Origin of the sequence: Roseibium sp. SCP14, assembly GCF_040329475.1 — a bacterium.
In the GTDB taxonomy this organism is placed as follows: Bacteria; Pseudomonadota; Alphaproteobacteria; order Rhizobiales; family Stappiaceae; genus Roseibium.
Genome location: NZ_JBDZYH010000003.1, coordinates 143,816 through 162,857, shown reverse-complemented (window position 1 = coordinate 162,857; position 19,042 = coordinate 143,816). Strand labels below are relative to the sequence as shown.

General features: G+C 55.5%; 19 protein-coding genes. 11 read left to right on the top strand and 8 right to left on the bottom strand.

The genetic code is table 11. The features are described from left to right. Positions 1-79 precede the first annotated feature (79 nt). The 4 genes from ABLQ08_RS13465 to ABLQ08_RS13450 form a co-directional block, all read right to left on the bottom strand. Complete coding sequence (locus ABLQ08_RS13465; RefSeq protein ID WP_352943009.1) at positions 80-1,249, bottom strand: AAA family ATPase; 1,170 nt, start codon at positions 1,247-1,249, stop codon at positions 80-82. Next, entirely contained in the window at positions 1,236-2,054 is an 819-nt protein-coding gene (locus ABLQ08_RS13460) for an RNA ligase family protein (RefSeq protein WP_352943006.1), read from the bottom strand. Before ABLQ08_RS13460 ends, ABLQ08_RS13465 begins: the two co-directional genes overlap by 14 nt. A 255-nt stretch (positions 2,055-2,309) precedes the next feature. Next, positions 2,310-2,978, bottom strand: coding sequence for an HAD family hydrolase (locus ABLQ08_RS13455; RefSeq protein WP_352943003.1), 669 nt, complete (start codon positions 2,976-2,978; stop codon positions 2,310-2,312). A 95-nt stretch (positions 2,979-3,073) separates the two neighbouring features. Next, the gene (locus tag ABLQ08_RS13450) at positions 3,074-5,086 is read right to left on the bottom strand and encodes an acetyl/propionyl/methylcrotonyl-CoA carboxylase subunit alpha (RefSeq protein WP_352943000.1); all 2,013 of its coding nucleotides are present in this window, start codon (positions 5,084-5,086) and stop codon (positions 3,074-3,076) included. A gap of 225 nt (positions 5,087-5,311) precedes the next feature. On the opposite strand from ABLQ08_RS13450, the gene ABLQ08_RS13445 reads away from it, so the two are divergent. Together ABLQ08_RS13445 and ABLQ08_RS13440 are read left to right on the top strand one after the other, a co-directional pair. Then, a complete protein-coding gene (locus ABLQ08_RS13445) occupies positions 5,312-5,779 on the top strand; it encodes a hypothetical protein (RefSeq protein WP_352942997.1) in 468 nt (155 codons plus the stop codon). Between the two features lie 251 nt (positions 5,780-6,030). Next, positions 6,031-6,342 (top strand): hypothetical protein, encoded by a 312-nt coding sequence (locus ABLQ08_RS13440; protein WP_352942995.1) that lies wholly within the window; start codon positions 6,031-6,033, stop codon positions 6,340-6,342. Positions 6,343-6,404: 62 nt separating this feature from the next. Here the strand turns inward: ABLQ08_RS13440 and ABLQ08_RS13435 are convergent, their stop codons facing one another. Further along, a complete protein-coding gene (locus tag ABLQ08_RS13435; RefSeq protein ID WP_352942993.1) occupies positions 6,405-7,937 on the bottom strand; it encodes an acyl-CoA carboxylase subunit beta in 1,533 nt (510 codons plus the stop codon). A 424-nt stretch (positions 7,938-8,361) separates the two neighbouring features. On the opposite strand from ABLQ08_RS13435, the gene ABLQ08_RS13430 reads away from it, so the two are divergent. The 5 genes from ABLQ08_RS13430 to mgtE all read left to right on the top strand — a co-directional run bounded on the left by ABLQ08_RS13430 (position 8,362) and on the right by mgtE (position 13,896). Beyond that, on the top strand, positions 8,362-9,786 hold the full coding sequence (locus ABLQ08_RS13430; RefSeq protein WP_352942990.1) for a circularly permuted type 2 ATP-grasp protein: 1,425 nt from the start codon (positions 8,362-8,364) through the stop codon (positions 9,784-9,786). Positions 9,787-9,793: 7 nt separating this feature from the next. Next, on the top strand, positions 9,794-10,744 hold the full coding sequence (locus ABLQ08_RS13425; RefSeq protein WP_352942988.1) for an alpha-E domain-containing protein: 951 nt from the start codon (positions 9,794-9,796) through the stop codon (positions 10,742-10,744). 26 nt (positions 10,745-10,770) lie between these two features. Continuing rightward, positions 10,771-11,589, top strand: coding sequence for a transglutaminase family protein (locus tag ABLQ08_RS13420; RefSeq protein ID WP_352942985.1), 819 nt, complete (start codon positions 10,771-10,773; stop codon positions 11,587-11,589). Between the two features lie 73 nt (positions 11,590-11,662). Beyond that, a complete protein-coding gene (locus ABLQ08_RS13415) occupies positions 11,663-12,394 on the top strand; it encodes a proteasome-type protease (protein ID WP_352942982.1) in 732 nt (243 codons plus the stop codon). Positions 12,395-12,471: 77 nt separating this feature from the next. Further along, positions 12,472-13,896, top strand: coding sequence for a magnesium transporter (mgtE, locus tag ABLQ08_RS13410; protein ID WP_352942979.1), 1,425 nt, complete (start codon positions 12,472-12,474; stop codon positions 13,894-13,896). Between the two features lie 119 nt (positions 13,897-14,015). Here the strand turns inward: mgtE and ABLQ08_RS13405 are convergent, their stop codons facing one another. Both ABLQ08_RS13405 and ABLQ08_RS13400 read right to left on the bottom strand, forming a co-directional pair. Further along, on the bottom strand, positions 14,016-14,789 hold the full coding sequence (locus tag ABLQ08_RS13405) for an ATP12 family chaperone protein (protein WP_352942976.1): 774 nt from the start codon (positions 14,787-14,789) through the stop codon (positions 14,016-14,018). After that, positions 14,789-15,469 carry an HAD-IA family hydrolase gene (locus tag ABLQ08_RS13400; protein ID WP_352942973.1) on the bottom strand — a complete coding sequence of 227 codons (681 nt, stop codon included), beginning with the start codon at positions 15,467-15,469 and terminating at the stop codon, positions 14,789-14,791. Before ABLQ08_RS13400 ends, ABLQ08_RS13405 begins: the two co-directional genes overlap by 1 nt. A 36-nt stretch (positions 15,470-15,505) precedes the next feature. Here ABLQ08_RS13400 and ABLQ08_RS13395 point away from each other — a divergent pair, with 36 nt between their 5' ends. From ABLQ08_RS13395 to ABLQ08_RS13380, 4 genes are all read left to right on the top strand, one after another. Continuing rightward, entirely contained in the window at positions 15,506-15,739 is a 234-nt protein-coding gene (locus tag ABLQ08_RS13395) for a hypothetical protein (protein ID WP_352942970.1), read from the top strand. Positions 15,740-15,911: 172 nt separating this feature from the next. Beyond that, positions 15,912-17,075: a DUF2778 domain-containing protein gene (locus tag ABLQ08_RS13390; RefSeq protein WP_352942967.1), complete on the top strand. Its 1,164-nt coding sequence runs from the start codon at positions 15,912-15,914 to the stop codon at positions 17,073-17,075. A 103-nt stretch (positions 17,076-17,178) separates the two neighbouring features. Then, positions 17,179-17,349 carry a hypothetical protein gene (locus tag ABLQ08_RS13385; protein ID WP_352942964.1) on the top strand — a complete coding sequence of 57 codons (171 nt, stop codon included), beginning with the start codon at positions 17,179-17,181 and terminating at the stop codon, positions 17,347-17,349. 55 nt (positions 17,350-17,404) lie between these two features. Next, positions 17,405-17,896: an AAA family ATPase gene (locus ABLQ08_RS13380; protein WP_352942962.1), complete on the top strand. Its 492-nt coding sequence runs from the start codon at positions 17,405-17,407 to the stop codon at positions 17,894-17,896. Positions 17,897-17,923: 27 nt separating this feature from the next. Here ABLQ08_RS13380 and ABLQ08_RS13375 read toward each other — a convergent pair whose 3' ends face one another. Beyond that, a complete protein-coding gene (locus tag ABLQ08_RS13375; protein ID WP_352942960.1) occupies positions 17,924-18,943 on the bottom strand; it encodes an RluA family pseudouridine synthase in 1,020 nt (339 codons plus the stop codon). Positions 18,944-19,042: the final 99 nt, after the last annotated feature.

Here is a 19,042-nt window from a genome sequence, read left to right as displayed (position 1 = left end):
CCTACCCTGCGCGCCAGGTCCGAATTGATGGTTGCAGGCGACCGGACGTTCTTTGAGAAATGTCCGGTCGCAAGAGATGTCAGTCCGAGGAGCTATCTTTTACAAATCGCCTGACATGATGCGCTTCCCAGTCGCCGGGAGGTTCCAACTTCTCTGCAAGTTTCGCGAGCGCGGCCTCCGGGATCGCGGCTCTTCGCTTCCGGTTCTGTTCGAACAGTCTTGCCGGCGTTGGCTCCAGATAGACAATTTCGACATACGCCCCATAGTCACGAAACAACCGGAGCGGCTTTGCTCGCAATTGAGCAGTCACATTCGTTGCATTCCAGACAAAGTCCTGTCCCTCTCGCGAGTATACCCGGGCAAGTTCAAAGGCAGCCTGGATCACCCGCCCCTGATTGCCCGTCGAAGCTTCACCCAGCTCTTCCCGGAGACTATCAAGACTGACCACTGGAAGCTCCGGACTGTGTCTAGCTATCCAAGTATCCTTGCCTGATCCAGGAAGACCGGACATGAGAGTTACCCGGCAACGAAACGCTTCATGTGCGTGATACCTTGGATCTCGCTCCGGCTTCTCGAAATAGGCCAGTCGGCTTTCGTCATTCGCAAACGAAAATCGAACGGAACCGCACCCGACGTCACCAAAGACGAGTTGCGCAAGCGCGACATTGTCGAGGATCGCGGATTTGTCCGGGCAATCCCTCCCCTGCGCATCGGCCAGAGCGTGAAGACACAGAAGATCAGGGCGGCACTTCCACGAAGTCTCGATCGCGAGCCGCTCGGGATTGTCCCGCTCTATCAACCAGAATGGCAACTGATGAGCGGCAATGAGCCGACATACCTGCTCGCGCCATTCGAACGGTGCACCGGCTTCCCAAAGTAGCTTGCGTGCAATTGCAGCCCCTACTCTGGAATGACCGCGAGAAGAAATCCGCCCATCTTCCTCAAGTCTGGTCGTCGCGGGCTTGCCAATGTCATGCAGCATGGCTGTCCAGAACAGACACGAGCGGTCTTCCGCGCCCAGCGCGCGCCAGGCAGCCGACGCGATCAAGGCTTCCACAGCCATTCGCGTATGCGTGCCGACGTCACCTTCCGCATGATGAACGGGATCTTGCGGGCAGCGGTCAAGCGCTGGCAGCTGAGGCCAGAGACGCCAAATCCTGTCCCAAAGGACAAACCAGGTTGGTCCATTGGGAACAAGGCGCAGGAGCTCAGAGAATGTCGCCGGATCAGGTTGCTTACGCATCATCATCGTAGGCTCCCTTCACGCCAAGAACAGGAGCAAAGATATCTATTCCCTCTGCGAGCCGGTTCGAAAGTATGGGGCGCGACTGCCAATGACCATCAGCTGCCGTGATAGCCTGTATGAAACCTGCCCGGACAAACTTGAACCGTCCAAGCACGCTGGTTTCGTCTTCATGTTTCAGGTAAAGGCCCTCCGCAAGATCGGAGTCCTCTGTCTGCCGTTCCACCATGTCCAGCCTGCTACCGGATTCCGCAGTTGCCTCTAGCAAAACCTCTCGCCATTCTGGAGACTTGTAAAGCGACGGCCGAACCAGTTTTTCAGCCTGTTTGACGGACTTTAGTTCCCCTTCTCCGATAACCGGGACAGGCATAATCGGTAAGCCACACAGGACGTCTCGGCGTCTGGTTGTGCTTAGGAACGAGTTGGTCTCCTTGTCATAAAGGTCGAACTCGAGAAAGAAATGCGGCAGCCAGTCATAAAAGACAGTGTGCTTTGCATAAAGCCATTCTCCGTACATGACATAGCGCGTGCCCAGGACTTCTCTGAAACGGTCGGCGTGAACGGAACTCCATGTCTTCAGGAGGCTGAAGTGCCGTTCTCGATGTCCACCGTTGAGAAAATGTCCACGACTTTGCAGCAACAGAGTCCCATTCTCGTCAAACGAGACTGCGCAGTTGGCACCGTCAATTTTTTCTTCAACAACAAGCGATTGTCCGGCCAGCTCAGAAAGTGGCTGATCGTCTGACAAGTCACCAGCCTGCAGCCGCGACCCTTCAAGGTGCCGCGTCCGCTGGTACTTTATCAATTCCATGATTTCTCTCGATGTAATCCGGGAAGCATGTCTTTGCCCCGGTCAGATGCACACGCATATGGCTCCGCCGGCGCGGATCCACTCTCACTCTTGCAATGTGTGCTTTCGGATTACATCGAATTGGCCAAATAGATTGGAGTTGGCAATCGGCACTTTCTACACGCAGAACGTTCGAAGCAAAAGTGACATATACCAGTTCAACAAGTTCCGTTTCTCACCGAGACTATTTGGCAACAACCAATCGACAGCTGGTCATCAGCGGTTGCTGTCCGAAACCATCCCTAAATGCTGGACGATCTCAGCTGGTTGTTGCGCAACGAGAACCGGATCTTCGGAAGCCAGTTCTTCATGGCTTCCGTACCCCCAAAGCACGCCAATGCTCGCGACATTGTTGGCATTGGCTCCGATAAGGTCGTGTTTCCGGTCTCCGATCATCACGGTTTCCGACGCCGACAGTCCTTCTTCCTTCAGGATGTGGGCAATCAATTCCGCCTTGGCGGACCGCTCTCCACTGAGTTCCGATCCGTAAACCGTACCGAAATGCGGCATCAGCTCGAAGTGCTCCACAATCTTGCCCGCATAGGCGTGAGGTTTTGAGGTGCATACATGCAGGCGATACCCCGCATCACGCAAATCCTGCAATGCATCAGGAATTCCGGAGATCAGTGTGTTCTCGAACAGGCCAGTGACCGTGTATCGCTCTCGATAAAGAGCTACCGCCTCATCCAGTCTTGAGCGCTCATCAGTTTTCAGAAGAACTTCAAAACTGTCCCAGAGCGGCGGGCCGATGCACCAACGCAAATCACCGGCGTCCGGGACAGGCGCATCCAGTTTGTCCAGGGCGTACTGGATGGAACGGGTTATTCCGTCGAATGGGTCCGTGAGTGTCCCATCAAGGTCAAACAGGATAGTCGAATACGCCATGCACCCTCCTTAGGAAAAACAAAACGGCCCGTGACTCGTTTGTCACAGGCCGTTGAAGTACCGAGCGAAACTGTTAGCTGTCAATCACCGCCGGCTCAGGAAAACTCCATGATCACGGCATCAACAGCCAGACTGTCTCCTGGATCCGCTTTGATGGCGGAAACAACGCAATCGCGTTCTGCGCGCAACACGTTTTCCATCTTCATTGCTTCAACAACGGCAAGCTGTTCACCTGCCTTGACTTCCTGCCCTTCGGTCACCGCTATGGAAACGACCAACCCCGGCATCGGGCAAAGCAACATTTTTGAAGTATCAGGCGGCAGTTTCTCCGGCATAAGCTGATCAAGTTCGGCAATGCGCGGTGTCATGACCTTGGCCAGAACCGAATAACCTTGCCAATCCAACCTGTAGCCACCGGTAACCTGGCGGACCTGAACCGTCACTTCACGCGACCCGACTTTACCGGCCCAGATATGATCCCCTGGCGACCAATCCGATTCCACATTCATGACGGGACCGTCTCCGATGGCGACATCAAGTTCCACCGGTGTACCGGGATAGCCTGCCGCCAATCGGATTGGTACGTAGGTCTTGTCCAGCTTGACCACCCAATCTTCGCGGATCGCACCGGAGTGTTGCCGCAAACGTCCCGGCAGGTGATCCAGACGCTCTCGCTCCAGTGCTCCCATGGAAAGCGCAACTGCGGAAAGAACTGCATAGGCTTCATCATCCGGAACCGCATGCGAAAAGCCGTCCGGATATTCGTCGGCAATGAAACTGGTCGCAAGTTCACCGGACCGCCAGCGCGGATGGTTCATCAACGCCGTCAGGAACGGAACGTTGTGCTGGATGCCGTCAACGTAGAAGGCGTCGAGTGCTGAACTCATGGCTTCGATTGCCTCCGCACGCGTCGGAGCATGCGTGATCAGCTTGGCGATCATCGGATCATAGAACATCGAAATTTCGGATCCTTCGACAACGCCCGTGTCATTGCGGATCGTCAAAGTCTCTGTCGACATCTCTTCCGGCGGCTGATAGCGAACAAGGCGGCCAATCGACGGCAAGAAGTTTCTGTAAGGATCTTCCGCGTAAATCCGGCTCTCAACAGACCAGCCGTTCAGCTTCACATCATCCTGCGCCATCGACAGTTCTTCGCCCGCGGCAACCCGGATCATCTGCTCGACCAGGTCGACGCCGGTGATCAGTTCGGTCACCGGGTGTTCCACCTGCAAACGGGTGTTCATCTCCAGGAAGTAGAAGCTCTTGTCCTGACCGGCGACAAACTCAACCGTGCCGGCGCTGTCATAATCAACGGCCTTTGCCAGAGCCACGGCCTGTTCGCCCATCTTGCGGCGGGTTTCTTCATCCAGAAGCGGCGAAGGAGCTTCTTCGATCACTTTCTGGTTGCGCCGCTGGATCGAACATTCGCGTTCACCCAGATAAATGGCATTGCCATGCTTGTCGCCCAGAACCTGAATTTCGATGTGGCGCGGATTTTCAATGAATTTCTCAACGAAAACACGGTCATCACCGAAGGAAGATGCAGCTTCGGACTTCGATCTTGTATAGCCATCGCGCACTTCATCCGCGTTCCAGGCGATCCTCATGCCCTTGCCGCCGCCACCGGCCGACGCCTTGATCATCACCGGATAACCGATGTCCTCGGCAATCTGCACCGCGTGATCAGGAGTTTCGATGACACCGAGATAGCCGGGGACCGTGCTGACATTTGCATCATTGGCAAATTTCTTGGATTCGATCTTGTCTCCCATCGCCTCAATCGCGCGCGGATTGGGCCCGATCCACACAATCCCTTCCTTGGCGAGGGCTTGGGGGAAACTTGCCCGTTCCGACAGGAAACCATATCCGGGGTGGACCGCCTCGGCGCCGGTTTCCTTGCACGCAGCAATGATCTTCTCGGCAATGAGATAGGACTCCGCTGCGGCAGCCGGACCGATATGCACTGCCTCGTCTGCCATTTCGACATGCAAAGCGTCCCGGTCCGCATCCGAATAGACGGCAACGGTCTTGATGCCCATACGGCGCGCTGTCTTGATGACCCGGCACGCAATCTCGCCCCGGTTGGCGACAAGGATTTTCGAGAACATGTATTTCCACCCAACTGGATCGTTTTTTCGTTTGTAGGACGCGCCAAAAGACGGCGCAACTTATCCAAAGGGCGAGAGGTGTTTTACGGATGGAGACGATTTCCAGGTTGCTTGGACCGGAAATCAGGTTTGTCTCGCCCCTTGCTTCAGCCGAAGCGATTGCTTCTCTTACGTTATTTTAACAATAGATCGGCACAACTACCAAGATTTCGCCTGGGAGGCTTCATGAATAAGAGCGCTGCAATTGCCCTGATTGCGTCCATCATACTGTCGAGTAGTGCTGCCGGAAAAACAGTCGGCAAGTGGAACAGTGGAAAAGTAGACGGGTTTACACGTTATTGGACGACCAACAACGTCGGCGCAAATTTTGTGGTCTGGTGTCATCCGGAGCGCAAGGTCAACGGCACGCTTTTGCACATCGAGATCGAAGGCAAAACACCGCCCCCCGAATCCCGTATCAAACTGATCCTGGATCAGGAGATCCTGGACCTTCCCGTCAACAAACAGGGTTATGTTGGCAGCGACTGCGCAACATGCGCGGACAGTTTCGGATATGTCTGGCACAAACTTCGATCGGCCCAGACCATGGCGGTAAAGTTCGACGATGACAGTTATGCCGGTTTTTCCCTGAAAGGTGCACAAACCATTCTTCCGGGAGCTGTATGCCCGACCGATTGGGAAAAGCGAAACTAATCGGAATTCAATGCTCTCAGCGCTTCGGTTTTTTTTCTGGAAAGCACTGGAATCCGCTTCAAATCTCGCAAGACAGACTGCCTCGCGTTGAGTTGAACGAACGTGCATTTTGTGGCGCCGGTCACAGCCTTGTAACGAAGTCCGGCGCACACTTAAATTTGTAACTGACGTATAGGTAAGATCTGCTAGATTCAAGTTAGCGTAGAAATTGATAGATACATTCTTGCCCGGAACTTGCGGGAGGTAAATCAATGCGAAAAACACATCTGCTGACAGCCAGTCTTGCGCTTGGCAGCATTTTTCTCACAACAGCTGCTGAAGCGCGGCCGGATTTGCGGCAACTGACCTGTTCACAAGCCCAGAACATGGTTCGCCAACACGGTGCTGTGGTTTTTACGACCGGCCAGTACACCTATTCAATGTTTGTCTCAAACAGAAGCTATTGCGACTACAATCAGGTTCTCTTTGTCCAATACGGACCGACGCGGGACAATCGCAAATGCCCTGTCGCATATGAATGCAAGGAGCCCTTGTTCCAACGCGGTTTCAACCGCTGGGACTAGAACGAATACGGGCCGGAAAACCGGCCCGCTCGTATCCTGATTCATCGGTCAGAACGATATCGTCACAGAGGAATATTGTCGTGTTTCTTCCACGGCAATTCCGCCTTCTTGGACCGAAGCAGAGCCAACGCCTTAGCAACCCGTCTGCGCGTTGAGTGCGGACGGATGACATCATCGATGTATCCACGCTCGGCTGCTACGAACGGATTTGCAAACCGGTCTTCATAGTCCTTTGTCCGCTTGGCGATCTTGTCCGGGTCTCCAAGCTCGGAGCGGTACAGGATTTCAACCGCCCCTTTCGCCCCCATCACCGCAATCTCCGCAGAGGGCCAGGCATAGTTGATGTCGCCACTGATATGCTTTGAGCTCATGACGTCATATGCACCGCCATACGCCTTGCGCGTGATGACGGTAATCTTCGGCACAGTCGCCTCCGAATAGGCAAAGAGCAGCTTCGCTCCGTGCTTGATCAGGCCGCCATATTCTTGCGACGTACCCGGAAGGAACCCCGGAACATCCACAAACGTCACGATCGGGATGCTGAAACAGTCGCAGAACCGGACAAACCGGGCCGCTTTCCGACTTGCATCGGAATCCAGAACACCGGCAAGAACCATCGGCTGGTTGGCGATGATGCCGACCGTCCGGCCTTCGATTCGGCCAAAACCGGTGATGATGTTTGCAGCAAAATTTGCCTGCAGCTCGTAGAAATCCCCCTCATCAACGGTTTTCAGAACAAGTTCCTTCATGTCATAGGGCTTGTTCGGATTGTCCGGGATCAGCGTATCCAGGCTCATGTCGACCCGGTCAGGGTCGTCGTAATTTGTCAACTCCGGCAGATCTGCCTGATTGTTCATCGGCAGGAAGTCGATCAACCGGCGCATTTCCTGCAAAGCTTCGACATCATTGTCAAAAGCACCGTCCGCAATCGAGGACTTGGTCGTGTGGATCGAGGCACCGCCCAGTTCCTCCGCCGTCACTGTCTCGTTCGTCACGGTTTTGACGACATCCGGACCGGTCACGAACATGTAGGAAGTGTCGCGCACCATGAAGATGAAATCGGTCATCGCCGGTGAGTAAACATCACCGCCTGCGCACGGTCCCATGATCAGCGAGATCTGCGGGATGACGCCGGAAGCCAGGACGTTTCGCTTGAAGACCTCGCCGTAACCGCCAAGCGCCGCGACACCTTCCTGGATACGTGCACCGCCGGCGTCGAACAGGCCGATGACCGGCGCCCTGTTCTGAAGAGCCATGTCCTGCAGCTTGGTGATCTTCTCAGCGTGCGTTTCGGAGAGTGAGCCGCCAAAGACTGTGAAGTCTTTCGAGAACACATAGACTGTCCGGCCGTTTACCGTGCCCCAACCGGTGACAACGCCGTCGCCGGGAATGTGCTGTTCCTCCATGCCGAAGTCATTGCAGCGATGCTGCTTGAACATATCGAACTCCTCAAAGGAGCCTTCGTCCAGCAGGATTTCGATACGTTCACGCGCGGTCAACTTGCCCTTGGAATGCTGTGAGTCGATGCGACGCTGTCCACCGCCAAGGCGTGCCGTTTCGCGGCGCCGTTCCAATTCGGCCAGAACTTCTTTCATCCGGTCCTCCCAATACTCGTTCCCACAGCCCGTACCACGATCCCCAAATCTGGCAAAGTCAGCACATGGGCTTATGGAGATTTACGCCGATGTCAGGCCCGCCACCTGTTCTGCCAGCGTTTTCAACAAGAAGGGTTTTCGCTTCCCCCCAATAGAACAACTTCTTCGCATGTGTAGAAAGCTGTTCCGGCAAGGCATTTCGAATGGTTCGGTCACGGCAACACCGTTCGAGGCGATAATCAGGCAACGCTACTCTTTACAACCACACGAAGAATACCTGGAGCCGAAAGAAAACTCACGTCAAGCCCCCTTCAAACAGCCCGTGCGCCCAAATTCCAGGCAGCGTCGCCGAGATATTGACCTTTGACACCCTTCAGAATTTTGCCATGATTGCTCAACAACGAAGCATAGCAAAGGGGAGGCAATGGCGGACGCTCGCACTTTCTTCAATGAAATGCTTGACGAGACTGGCAGATCGCGCCAGCCGTATTCAAGGCTCGCCGAATGGCTTGAAGACAAGCCACTGAATTTCCTCACCAAGAAAAGCCGGGATGCCGAGACGATCTTCCGCCGTCTCGGAATTACCTTCGCGGTCTACGGCGCTGAAGAAGCAACTGAGCGCCTGATACCCTTCGACCCGATTCCCCGCATCATTTCAGCATCCGAATGGCGACGCCTTTCAGCCGGGATCGACCAGCGCGTTCGGGCACTAAACGCCTTCATGCACGACATTTACCACCGGCAGGAAATCCTGCGGGCCGGTCGCATTCCCGCCGATCTCATTCTTCAGAACGAAGCCTTCCTGCCGGAAATGGCTGGCTTCACTCCTGCCAGAAAGGTCTATGCCCACATTATCGGCACAGATCTTGTCCGGGTTTCGGAAAACGAATTCTACGTTCTGGAAGACAACACCCGCACTCCCTCCGGGGTCTCCTACATGCTGGAGAACCGTGAAACGATGATGCGGCTGTTTCCCGAACTCTTTCAAACGCACAGGGTCGCCCCGGTCGAGCAGTACCCGGAACTGTTGCGCCGAACCCTGGAAAGCGTTGCCCCTGATCCGGCCAAGTCGGCCCAGACAGTCGTGGTTCTCACCCCGGGAATCTACAACTCCGCTTACTTCGAACACGCGTTTCTGGCCGATTCCATGGGCGTTGAATTGGTGGAAGGACGCGACCTCTTCGTCGACGCAGGCAAAGTCTTCATGCGGACCACGCGTGATCCGAAACAGGTGGACGTGATCTACCGGCGCATTGATGACGCCTTTCTCGATCCCCTCACCTTCAATCCTGACAGCATGCTCGGTGTGCCAGGTCTGTTCGATGCCTATCGTGCGGGCAACGTAACAATCTGCAACGCCCCCGGCACAGGCATTGCCGACGACAAGGCGATTTACGCCTATGTTCCGGACATTATCGAGTTCTATACCGGTCAGAAACCAATCCTGAACAACGTGCCGACTTGGAACTGCTCACGGCCCGATGACCTGGCCTATGTGCTCGACAATCTGCAGGATATCGTGGTCAAGGAAGTTCATGGATCAGGCGGTTACGGCATGCTGATTGGCCCGACGGCCTCGAAACGAGAAATCGCCGACTTCCGGAAAGTCCTGGAAACCAATCCTACCAATTACATTGCTCAACCCACCCTGGCGTTGTCGGCCTGCCCCACCCATGTGGCCTCCGGCGTCGCACCCCGTCACGTGGATCTGCGCCCTTTTGTTCTGATTGGCGACCAGGTCCGGATCACGCCGGGCGGTCTGACCCGCGTCGCACTCAAAAAAGGCTCCCTCGTCGTCAATTCCAGCCAGGGCGGCGGCACCAAGGACACCTGGGTACTTGAGGACTGAGAACTAGATGCTTGGAAGAACCGCTTCTTCACTGTTTTGGATGTCGCGCTATCACGAGCGCGCTCAGAACGTGACCAAACTTCTGGAAGTCGCCTATCGCGGCGCCATCATGTCCCATACCGGACAGGAGCACGGAACCCACTGGACCTTCGCCTTGTCCTGCTCCGGATGCGAAGGCGATTTCAACGAAAGATACGACGAGCTGAACCTTCGCAATGTCGTGAGTTTCATGGTGTTCTCTAAGGACAACCCGGTGAGTATTCGTAACAGCCTGGAACTGGCACGCAACAATGCCAGAGCTGTACGCACCGGGATTACCGCCGAACTCTGGGAAGCCATCAACACCACCTGGATCGACTTTGCCGATGTTAATCCCCAGACCATCAATCAGGAAAAGTTGCCCGATTTTCTTGCCTGGGCGAACCAGCGCTCACACTTGTTTCGCGGTGCGCTTCTGAACACCATTCTGCGTGATGACGGATACTACTTCAGCCAGATGGGGAATTTTGTCGAACGGGCAGACAACACCGTGCGGATCCTCAACACGCAATACTATTCGCTGTTGCCGGACAATGACATTGTCGATGACGGTTCCATGGAGCGATATCAATGGTCGGCAATCTTGCGGGCTCTCTCAGGCAGAAGAAGTTACCGGTTCGCCTACCCGAATGCCCGTCTCAAGCCGTTCAACATCGCGGAGTTCCTCATCCTTCGGCGGGAAATGCCACGTTCTCTGGCCCATTGTTACCACTGGCTCGCCGACACTGCCGAGGATCTGGGCCAGTTCTATGGCTCGCGTGAACCCAGCCTGGACATGGCAAGAGAGATTTCCCGCTCACTTTCTGAAAAACAGATGCGCGAGATCTATCAAGAGGGATTGCATGAGTTTCTGACCGACTTCATTGGAAGGAATAACCTGTTCGCGCAAAAACTGTCCGAAGACTACAATTTCGCCTGATCAACAAACCAATTCTCTGGTGACGCATGCGACTGACCGTTCGACATACCACTCGCTACCGCTACGATGTTCCCTTGGCAAATGCCATGCAGCAGCTGCGCCTGACACCTGAGGACACTGCGTCGCAAAAGGTCGTCGAATGGTCTATCGAAGCTCCCGGTATCGAAAGGGCAACAACCTACAAGGACGCCTTCGGTAACCGCGTTCACATGGTTTCCCGCAGCGAACCGGTTGAGGACGTGGAGATTACGGCAGCGGGCATTGTTGACACGGTGGATGCAAATGGTGTGCTCGGTCATGAGCCGGATGCTGGTGTGCCTCCCCGCCTTTACACGAGAGTAACGCCTCTGACCCAGTCCAATCCGGCAATCCGCAAACTGGCGTCTTATGCAGAAGGCCATGACAGGATTGGCGGGTTTCACGCACTCATGCACGCGATCCGTGAAAAGGTTGCGTACAAGATCGGGGTCAGCGAAACACATGCCTCGGCAGCCTCCGCTCTTGCCGCGGGCGAAGGTGTCTGCCAGGACCATGCGCATATCTTCATCGCGGCTGCCAGGGCCATCGGAGTTCCCGCCCGCTACGTTTCCGGTTATCTGCTTCTGGAAGACGAACAGGCATCAGAAGCACACCACGCCTGGGTGGAAGTGCTCATCGACGGGCTTGGCTGGACGGGTTTTGATGTCTCCAACGCAATGTGCCCCACGGACCGCTATATCCGCCTGACGGCTGGTCTGGACTCCCGCTCGGCGGCTCCGATCCGGGGCATCCGTTTCGGGGGCCTGGAAGAAAATCTGGAAGTTGAAGTCGACGTGGCACAAGCGGCTTTTCAACAGCAGCAATAACTGTCATTTTCCGACGCCATGATCGGGCTCTCTGATCGATAAAACGTCACGTCAGATGACCAAGGGGTTGGGGATGACCTACTGTGTCGGCATGAAGCTGAATCGCGGCCTGGTGTTTGCCGCGGACACGAGAACGAATGCAGGGGTCGACAACATATCGACTTTCAAGAAACTGCATGTCTGGGAAGAGCCGAACGAACGGGTGATCACACTGCTTTCCGCCGGCAACCTTGCGGTTACCCAAGCCGTCATTTCTCTGTTGAGCGAGCACATTGCGTCAGCCGACAATGACAGGGCAACGCTGATGACCGCCAAGACCATGTTCCAGGTCGCACGCCTCGTCGGCAGCGCGGTTCGTGAAGTCAAGAAGATCGACGGAGAAGCGCTGGCGACCAACGCGGAAAACTTCTTTGTCACCTTCATTCTGGGTGGACAGATCAAGGGTGAAGAGCCGCGCATGTTTCAGATCTATGCAGCTGGAAACTTCATCGAAGTCTCGGAAGACACGCCGTACCTTCAGATCGGTGAGCACAAATACGGCAAGCCGATCCTGGACAGGGTCACCAAAGCCGACATGCGCCTCGGAGAAGCTGCCAAGCTCGCGCTGATCTCGTTTGACTCCACTCTCCGGTCCAACCTGTCTGTCGGCATGCCTATCGACATGCTGCTTTACAACACGGATTCCTTCTCCACCGAGCGGCAAGTTCGCATTGAGCGTGACGATCCCTACTTTCAAAGACTATCGCGCGGCTGGTCCGACAAATTGCGTGAAGCCTTTGCGGATATAGAAGAGTTCGAGGTTTAATCGTACACATTTGCCTGTCAGGATGCCGTCATAAACCGGCAGTAGAAGCGGACACATCCTAATACGGAGCCATTTTCATGAGCAATGTAAGTTCAGTGTCCGAGCTTCAACCGGTAACCTGGATTCGCGAACCGGCTCAGAAACCACTTGAAGCAAACGACGCAGCACTCAGGGCGATCCGCGATCTCATCAGGGATGGCAAGCGAACCCAGCTTGTCGAACTGCTCAAGCGTTGGGATCCGGTTGATGTCATGCAGCTTCTGACGCGGCTGCGTCTGAAACACGCTCGCAAACTGTTTCACTGGCTGCCCGCAAATCCTTCGATCAAGGTCGTGGCTGAACTGCGTCCGGAATTCCGCGCCATATTGATGGAAGATTCCACGCTCGATCAGTTCCGCGACATTCTGGCGGGCCTCGATCCGGAGGACGCGATCGAAATTCTCAATGAGTTTCCGGACGATGTCGCCGACAAGCTGATCGCCAGATTACCGGACGTGGAAGACATCGCGACGCGCGCCTCCTATGCCGACGATACCGCAGGGCGGGTCATGGCACGGAAATTCGTTGCCCTGCCCGAGACCTGTACTGCCGGTGATGCTGTGGCACAAATGCGCGCGGAAGCCAGCAGGATCCGCAGAGTGTTTACCGTCTACGTCACGGATGCCAACGGGAAACTGATAGGCACGGTGGAAGTGGGAAGACTGCTGCTCGCCCCTAGCGAGACAACGCTTGGCAGCATGATGAACAGCGACGTGATCGCTGTCTCGGCCGACACTGATCAAGAGGAAGTGCTTCGCCTCGCACGCAAACGTGACATGCGCACTGTTCCCGTCATCAATGGTGACGGCGTTCTGCTCGGCCGGGTTACACCGAAGCAGCTCACAAGAATTGCGTCTGAAGAGGCCAACGAGGACATGCTTCTGATGAGCGGCGTGTCTGCGGAAGCCCGTTCCGACGATACGATACTGCGTATTGTTCGCGGCCGCCTGCCATGGCTTCTTGCGGGTCTCGTCGGGGCCAGCGTGGCGGCAACCGTGGTTGGTTCATACGAGGATCAGCTCGCCGAAGCCGCGATTCTTGCAGCCTTCATTCCCGTCATCATGTCCATGGCCGGAAACGCAGGCCTTCAAGCCTCGGCAGTTGCCGTACAGGGCATTGCCACCGGAGCCCTCTGGTCCGGAGACATCTTCTTTCGATTGATGAAGGAACTTGTCGCGGCACTGTTCAACGGTGCCATCGCGGGTACCATTCTGTGCGGCCTGGTGCTGATCGCATCGCTGGTGGTTCCCATCGAAGCCCCAGTGCGGCTGGCGCTCGCAACTTCATTGTCATTGTTGTGCGTCACAACGCTCGCCGCAATGGTCGGCGCCACCATTCCGCTCATACTCGACAAGATCGGCGTCGACCCGGCAATGGCGATCGGGGTCTTCATCACCTCGTCAAACGATGTTCTTGGAGTGCTGATCTTCTTCCTGATGGCAACGACGTTTTATCTCGGGTGAGAGCCTCGGGATCAGCAGGTTGATTTGGATTCAGGAAGATCTCCTTTAATGTAGAATCCTGAATCCCCGTTTTCGCGGGGGTTCAGGAAACTTCATTACGAGCTGCTTGCACAAGCCCCTCAGCCTTCCTTCAAAATCAGTACCGCAGCGTCGAACTCGGTTCGCTTGTAGGCCCTGATCTGCGCCGCTTCAGCGTCTTCTCCCCAACGCTCAATGTTGAAGTCCTCCTCGACATGTGCGGCTGTCCAGACGGCATCGGCCTCCAACTTCCCTTCTTTCAGGGCAAGTGCCAGAATTGCCGAACCGGTCAGACTGGTAATCGTGTGAAGCGCTGCGAGTCGAAAAGCGCTCTCATCCGCGATGCATGCCCGATAGGCTTGCATCACGTTTTCCGGCTGCGGTTTGTGCATGATGCCTTCGATGAGAACGAACCGTCCTCCGAGCAGCTCTCCCGCCCAATCCACCACAGGATCCCAAAGTCTGCGCTGTATCTCGACAAGACTCTCCGGGTCGTCCGCCCGGTAGCAGAGCGCATCATTCCCTGCAAAACTGGTGATGTCGTCGGCAACTTCTTCGAACCGTACCGTCACCGCGTCCTGTGCCGTATTGGCAAGGCGGGTCAGCGGCATCGTAGCCGGATTGATTTCCTTTTCCTGAGCCGACCATTCAGCGGCAACGGCTGCGCCAAGCGCTTCATTTGGCAACAGCAGAGTTGACTTGCCCGGTGTTTTCACCTGCCGCCCATCCAGATGAATGGCATAGCCGTCTTCCACGGCTACATGCTGGGCTTCCTTGTAGAACCGCTTCGGCAGCTCACGCTTGGATAGTTCGCGCGCCCGCTGTTCGGGATCTTTTGCAGCATCTTCATGCAATGCTTCAAGAAAATCACGCATCACACTGTTTCCTTGTTCATTTTCAGCAAATCGATCAAAGTCCGATCCAATTCATCAAAGCTGTCGATGATCTTGTCCGCACCTTCATCGACAAGTCGCGAATGATCATGATAGCCCCAGGTCACGCCAAGTGCGTGCGCGCCTGCGGCCTTGGCCATGGCCATATCGAACCCCGTATCGCCGATCATAAGCGTTCTGTGCGGCTCGGCGCCTGTTTCAGCGATGGCGCGAAGAACCATGTCCGGATGCGGTTTGGACGGCGATGTATCTGCAGTCTGTATTGTAACGAACCGACCGTGAAGATCATGCGTGTCCTGCATGTGCTTGACGCCGCGCCGCGCTTTTCCGGTCGCAATTCCAAGCAGGATGTCATCCCTGGCATGAAGCCGATCGATTGCCTCTCTGGCGCCCGGATACATGGGATCGATCTCCAGTCCCTGCTCGCGGCGCGTTATCTTCGCATGCCTGTAGGCTGCCGACATCTCGTCAATCTTGTCGTGGTGCTCTGGAGCGAGCAAATCGGCAAATGCCTTTTCCAGCGACAACCCGACAATCGAAAGCGCCGTCTTGCGATCCGGCATGGGCAGTCCAACAGCCTCAAATCCGACCTGCAGGCCGTGATAAATGCTGTTCTGGCTGTCAACCAGAGTTCCATCGACGTCGAAAATGATCAGATACATGGAAGGCCTTTTGAAAGCATCTTCTGGGAGCCCCGCATGTGCAGGGTTTTCCCGTCGGGGTCAAGGGTTCTTCAGGAGCCGCCGCTCAAGCCCGGTTCGATACCGGCTGGTGCTCCGTCACTCATCGCCGCCCTCGGTGGAAACAACAATGCCATTGCGGGGCAATACGCCCGGCAGCTTGCAATTTTCAATCGTCCGACGGACGTGCCCGAAAATTGCCTCTTTCTGGTGATTATCGCACCACCGATTCTGAGCGCAATAAATGGTTAACCATGTTTGTAAACGGCGTGGTTACCAAGAATGGCAATACTTTTGCGCACAGGTGGGCACGATCGTTTGGGGCAATTTTGCCACCAGATTTTGCGGAATTTAAGAACGCGGCAACTGCTGTCGCGGGCGTCGGTTTGTTAGTGAGTCTCTGACCTAGAGTGGGTTTGCCTGAATGCTTCACAGTGAACAGAAGATCAATCAAGATCGCCAGAAAACTTTCGCGATTGATCACTGGCCGATCTTTGCGATCCTGGCGGCAGTTTCGATCCTCTTTGCCGGCCTTGCGATCGGAATTTTCAAATTCGGTCCCAACCTGGTTCCCGGTCATTTTATGGCCGAAGCTCCCAGTGCTGAAACAATCGAGCTTTCTTTTGTCAGGCAGCAGCAGACAAATTCTCCCGAGGCACTACAATTCAAGCCAGATGAGGAAGTGAGCGAGCAAACCAGCAAGAAGTTGGCAGCGGCCAGGCTTGCCAAAGTCGAACACATTCAGGCAAATGTTATTGCGATGCAGGAAGCCAAGTCTGCTCTTGCATCAAAGCTCGCCCATCGACAACTCACAAGAATGGTATTGTCCGCCCAAACAACATCCGGCTTGAAGCTTCCGCGCACCGATGTCGCAAAATTCGCTGTCGCAGAGGCTGTCGTCGATACTGGCACTAGTGTTCCAGCCGGCAATGAGACCGTACCGGCTCCCGCTACAGAGCCGGAGGCGTCGGCAGTTGTCGCCGAACTGCCCCATCCCATTCCCCGCAGCAAACCACAGGCACCAAGAGTGACAGTAGCGGCGAGTTCCGTAGAAAAGCCGGGCAAGCCAAATACAGCACTTGGATATGCGGCTGCTGGCAACCCGGAGGCAGAAGAAGGAAGCGTCTTCAGTGGCATCGGCAAACTGTTCAGTGGTTCGAAAGCCGGCCTGCCCGGCCGACATCGGGGCATTGCAGTCTATGACATCAGCGCAGCGACCGTTCACATGCCGGACGGAACGAAACTGGAAGCGCATTCGGGTATCGGCCACCGCAAGGACAACCCCAAATATGCGCACGTAAAGAACCTCGGCCCGACGCCGCCTAACATCTATGACCTCAGGATGCGAGAAAGCCTGTTTCATGGTGTCGAAGCGATCCGGATGACACCGCGCGACATTGCAGCCATGAAGGGCCGCGACGGCATGCTTGCCCACACCCCATTGCTGCGCAGAGGCAACGGATCTCATGGCTGCGTCGCCTTCAAGGATTACAAAAAGTTTCTGAAGGCCTTCAAAGCAGGCAAGGTGAAAAAGATGATCGTTGTGCCATCGATGAACGAGTTGCCGACCTACATGGCCTCTCTTTGAAGAATCTCTGAAGAACAGCGACGTAAGTTCAAGCGCTTGCGACTTGGCCGGGAATTGGCTATGCCGCATGCATCAACCAGATCTGTCCTGTGCGGAGTCTCCCGTGACCAAAATCATCCTGTTGCTGCTGTTTCTTGTCGCCGCGATACAGGTGATCAAACCGCTTGGCTGGCCAGGTCTCAAAAAACGCTCTGACGCCTGGAAGCTGGTTGCCGGTGTCGTTTGTGTCACCTTTGTTTCGGTGATCATTAGCGCGTTGTTTCAGACGCCCTGATACGCCCCGTCTCTGCCGGTTTTGAGCTGAGTATGGACAATTCAAGAGATCCAGGATGACCACTCAGGCAACACTCCACCTTGTGTGCGGAAAAATCGCTTCCGGGAAATCAACATTTGCTCGCGAGTTGGCTGCCAAACCGGGCACGATCCTTCTTCAGGAAGATCATTGGTTGTCCAGTCTGTATGCAGACGAATTGTCGACCATTGCAGATTACGTTCGCTGTTCCCGGCGGCTGAGGCAAGCGATGACACCACATATCACTGCACTGCTTCAGCAAAGGCTATCGGTCGTTCTGGACTTCCCGGCAAACACCTTTGAAAACAGACAATGGATGATGGGCCTCATCAAGGCGGCCGGTTGTCAGCATCAACTGCACTTCTTCGATATCGCGGATGAGGTCTGCAAAGCCAGGCTCAGCTTGAGAAATGCTGCCGGAGAGCACGAGTTTTCCGTCTCGGAGACCGAATTCGACCGGATCAGCAGTCACTTTCAGCCGCCATCGGAAGACGAAGGCTTCGACTTGCTGATCCATACGGCCGAGTAGACTTTTCTACAGCCGTATTATCGTCTCTTACCGCTTGATCAGTGTCTCGTCCGGATCGTCCGCTTCCGGGTCGTAGTCGCTGGCATCAAAGCCGAGCAGGTTCCAGGTCTGTTGCATATGCGGCGGCAGCGGAGCGGACACGTCGATCATGCCGTGGCCGGACGGATGCGGAATGACGATCCGGCGTGCCAGGAGATGGAGACGGTTCTGAATACCGCCCGGCAACTCCCAGTTTTCAATGTTGAAATACTTGTCGTCGCCGATGATCGGATGGCCCATATGCGCCGCATGTGCTCTGAGCTGATGAGTCCGTCCGGTGACTGGTTTCATCGTTACCCAGGAGAGCTTTTGGGCCGACTGTTCAAACACGGAATAGAGCGAGACCGCGTGCTGGGCATCATCGTCCCCCTGACGCACGACCTGCATGCGCTCCTCGCCCTCACTGCGGGCAAGAAACGTCGAAATCCGTCCCTGTTTGGGTTTGGGCACGCCAGCCAGCATCGCCCAGTAGATCTTGCGGGTGTTGCGATGACGGAAAGCCTTGGTAAGTTCCTGCGCGGCCTGACGTGTCCGTGCGACCAGAATGATGCCTGAGGTTTCCCGGTCGAGGCGGTGAACGAGCCTGGGTTTGTTGCCTTTCCGGTCGGTGAACGCATCCAGCATGCCGTCCAAATGCCGCTTCAACCCCGAGCCGCCCTGTACCGCAAGTCCTGCCGGTTTGTTGAGGACCATCACCTGATTGTCTTCAAACAGCAGCATTTCTTCGATTGCCTTGCGATCATCGGCAATCAGCTTGGTGGATTTGGGTTTGGCATTCTTTTTGTCATTCGCCGGCAGGTCGACCCCAAGCGGTGGGATCCTGACCATCTGCCCTTTGGCAATGCGCGTGTTCGCTTCCGCCCGCTTGCCATCCAGACGGACCTGCCCGGTGCGTAGGAGCTTTTGCAATCGGCCGAATCCGAGCCCCGGATAGTGTGCCTTGAACCAACGGTCGAGGCGCATGCCCGCTTCGTCAGCGGTCACTTTTTTCTGTTCAATCGCGGACATGTTTTTCTCAAATCTGGCAGAAGACCGGTTCCGGTCTCGCTCAACCACAAGCCCCGCAAATCACGCACAGGGCAAAATTCGTTCCGGAGCGTATAGGCG

Excerpts from the sequence above, each read along its gene's own strand:
- ABLQ08_RS13465 (WP_352943009.1), bottom strand. The coding sequence starts at position 1,249 with ATGATGATGCGTAAGCAACCTGATCCGGCGACATTCTCTGAGCTCCTG.
- ABLQ08_RS13460 (WP_352943006.1), bottom strand. The coding sequence starts at position 2,054 with ATGGAATTGATAAAGTACCAGCGGACGCGGCACCTTGAAGGGTCGCGG.
- ABLQ08_RS13455 (WP_352943003.1), bottom strand. The coding sequence starts at position 2,978 with ATGGCGTATTCGACTATCCTGTTTGACCTTGATGGGACACTCACGGAC.
- ABLQ08_RS13450 (WP_352943000.1), bottom strand. The coding sequence starts at position 5,086 with ATGTTCTCGAAAATCCTTGTCGCCAACCGGGGCGAGATTGCGTGCCGG.
- ABLQ08_RS13445 (WP_352942997.1), top strand. The coding sequence starts at position 5,312 with ATGAATAAGAGCGCTGCAATTGCCCTGATTGCGTCCATCATACTGTCG.
- ABLQ08_RS13440 (WP_352942995.1), top strand. The coding sequence starts at position 6,031 with ATGCGAAAAACACATCTGCTGACAGCCAGTCTTGCGCTTGGCAGCATT.
- ABLQ08_RS13435 (WP_352942993.1), bottom strand. The coding sequence starts at position 7,937 with ATGAAAGAAGTTCTGGCCGAATTGGAACGGCGCCGCGAAACGGCACGC.
- ABLQ08_RS13430 (WP_352942990.1), top strand. The coding sequence starts at position 8,362 with ATGGCGGACGCTCGCACTTTCTTCAATGAAATGCTTGACGAGACTGGC.
- ABLQ08_RS13425 (WP_352942988.1), top strand. The coding sequence starts at position 9,794 with ATGCTTGGAAGAACCGCTTCTTCACTGTTTTGGATGTCGCGCTATCAC.
- ABLQ08_RS13420 (WP_352942985.1), top strand. The coding sequence starts at position 10,771 with ATGCGACTGACCGTTCGACATACCACTCGCTACCGCTACGATGTTCCC.
- ABLQ08_RS13415 (WP_352942982.1), top strand. The coding sequence starts at position 11,663 with ATGACCTACTGTGTCGGCATGAAGCTGAATCGCGGCCTGGTGTTTGCC.
- mgtE (WP_352942979.1), top strand. The coding sequence starts at position 12,472 with ATGAGCAATGTAAGTTCAGTGTCCGAGCTTCAACCGGTAACCTGGATT.
- ABLQ08_RS13405 (WP_352942976.1), bottom strand. The coding sequence starts at position 14,789 with ATGCGTGATTTTCTTGAAGCATTGCATGAAGATGCTGCAAAAGATCCC.
- ABLQ08_RS13400 (WP_352942973.1), bottom strand. The coding sequence starts at position 15,469 with ATGTATCTGATCATTTTCGACGTCGATGGAACTCTGGTTGACAGCCAG.
- ABLQ08_RS13395 (WP_352942970.1), top strand. The coding sequence starts at position 15,506 with ATGTGCAGGGTTTTCCCGTCGGGGTCAAGGGTTCTTCAGGAGCCGCCG.
- ABLQ08_RS13390 (WP_352942967.1), top strand. The coding sequence starts at position 15,912 with ATGCTTCACAGTGAACAGAAGATCAATCAAGATCGCCAGAAAACTTTC.
- ABLQ08_RS13380 (WP_352942962.1), top strand. The coding sequence starts at position 17,405 with ATGACCACTCAGGCAACACTCCACCTTGTGTGCGGAAAAATCGCTTCC.
- ABLQ08_RS13375 (WP_352942960.1), bottom strand. The coding sequence starts at position 18,943 with ATGTCCGCGATTGAACAGAAAAAAGTGACCGCTGACGAAGCGGGCATG.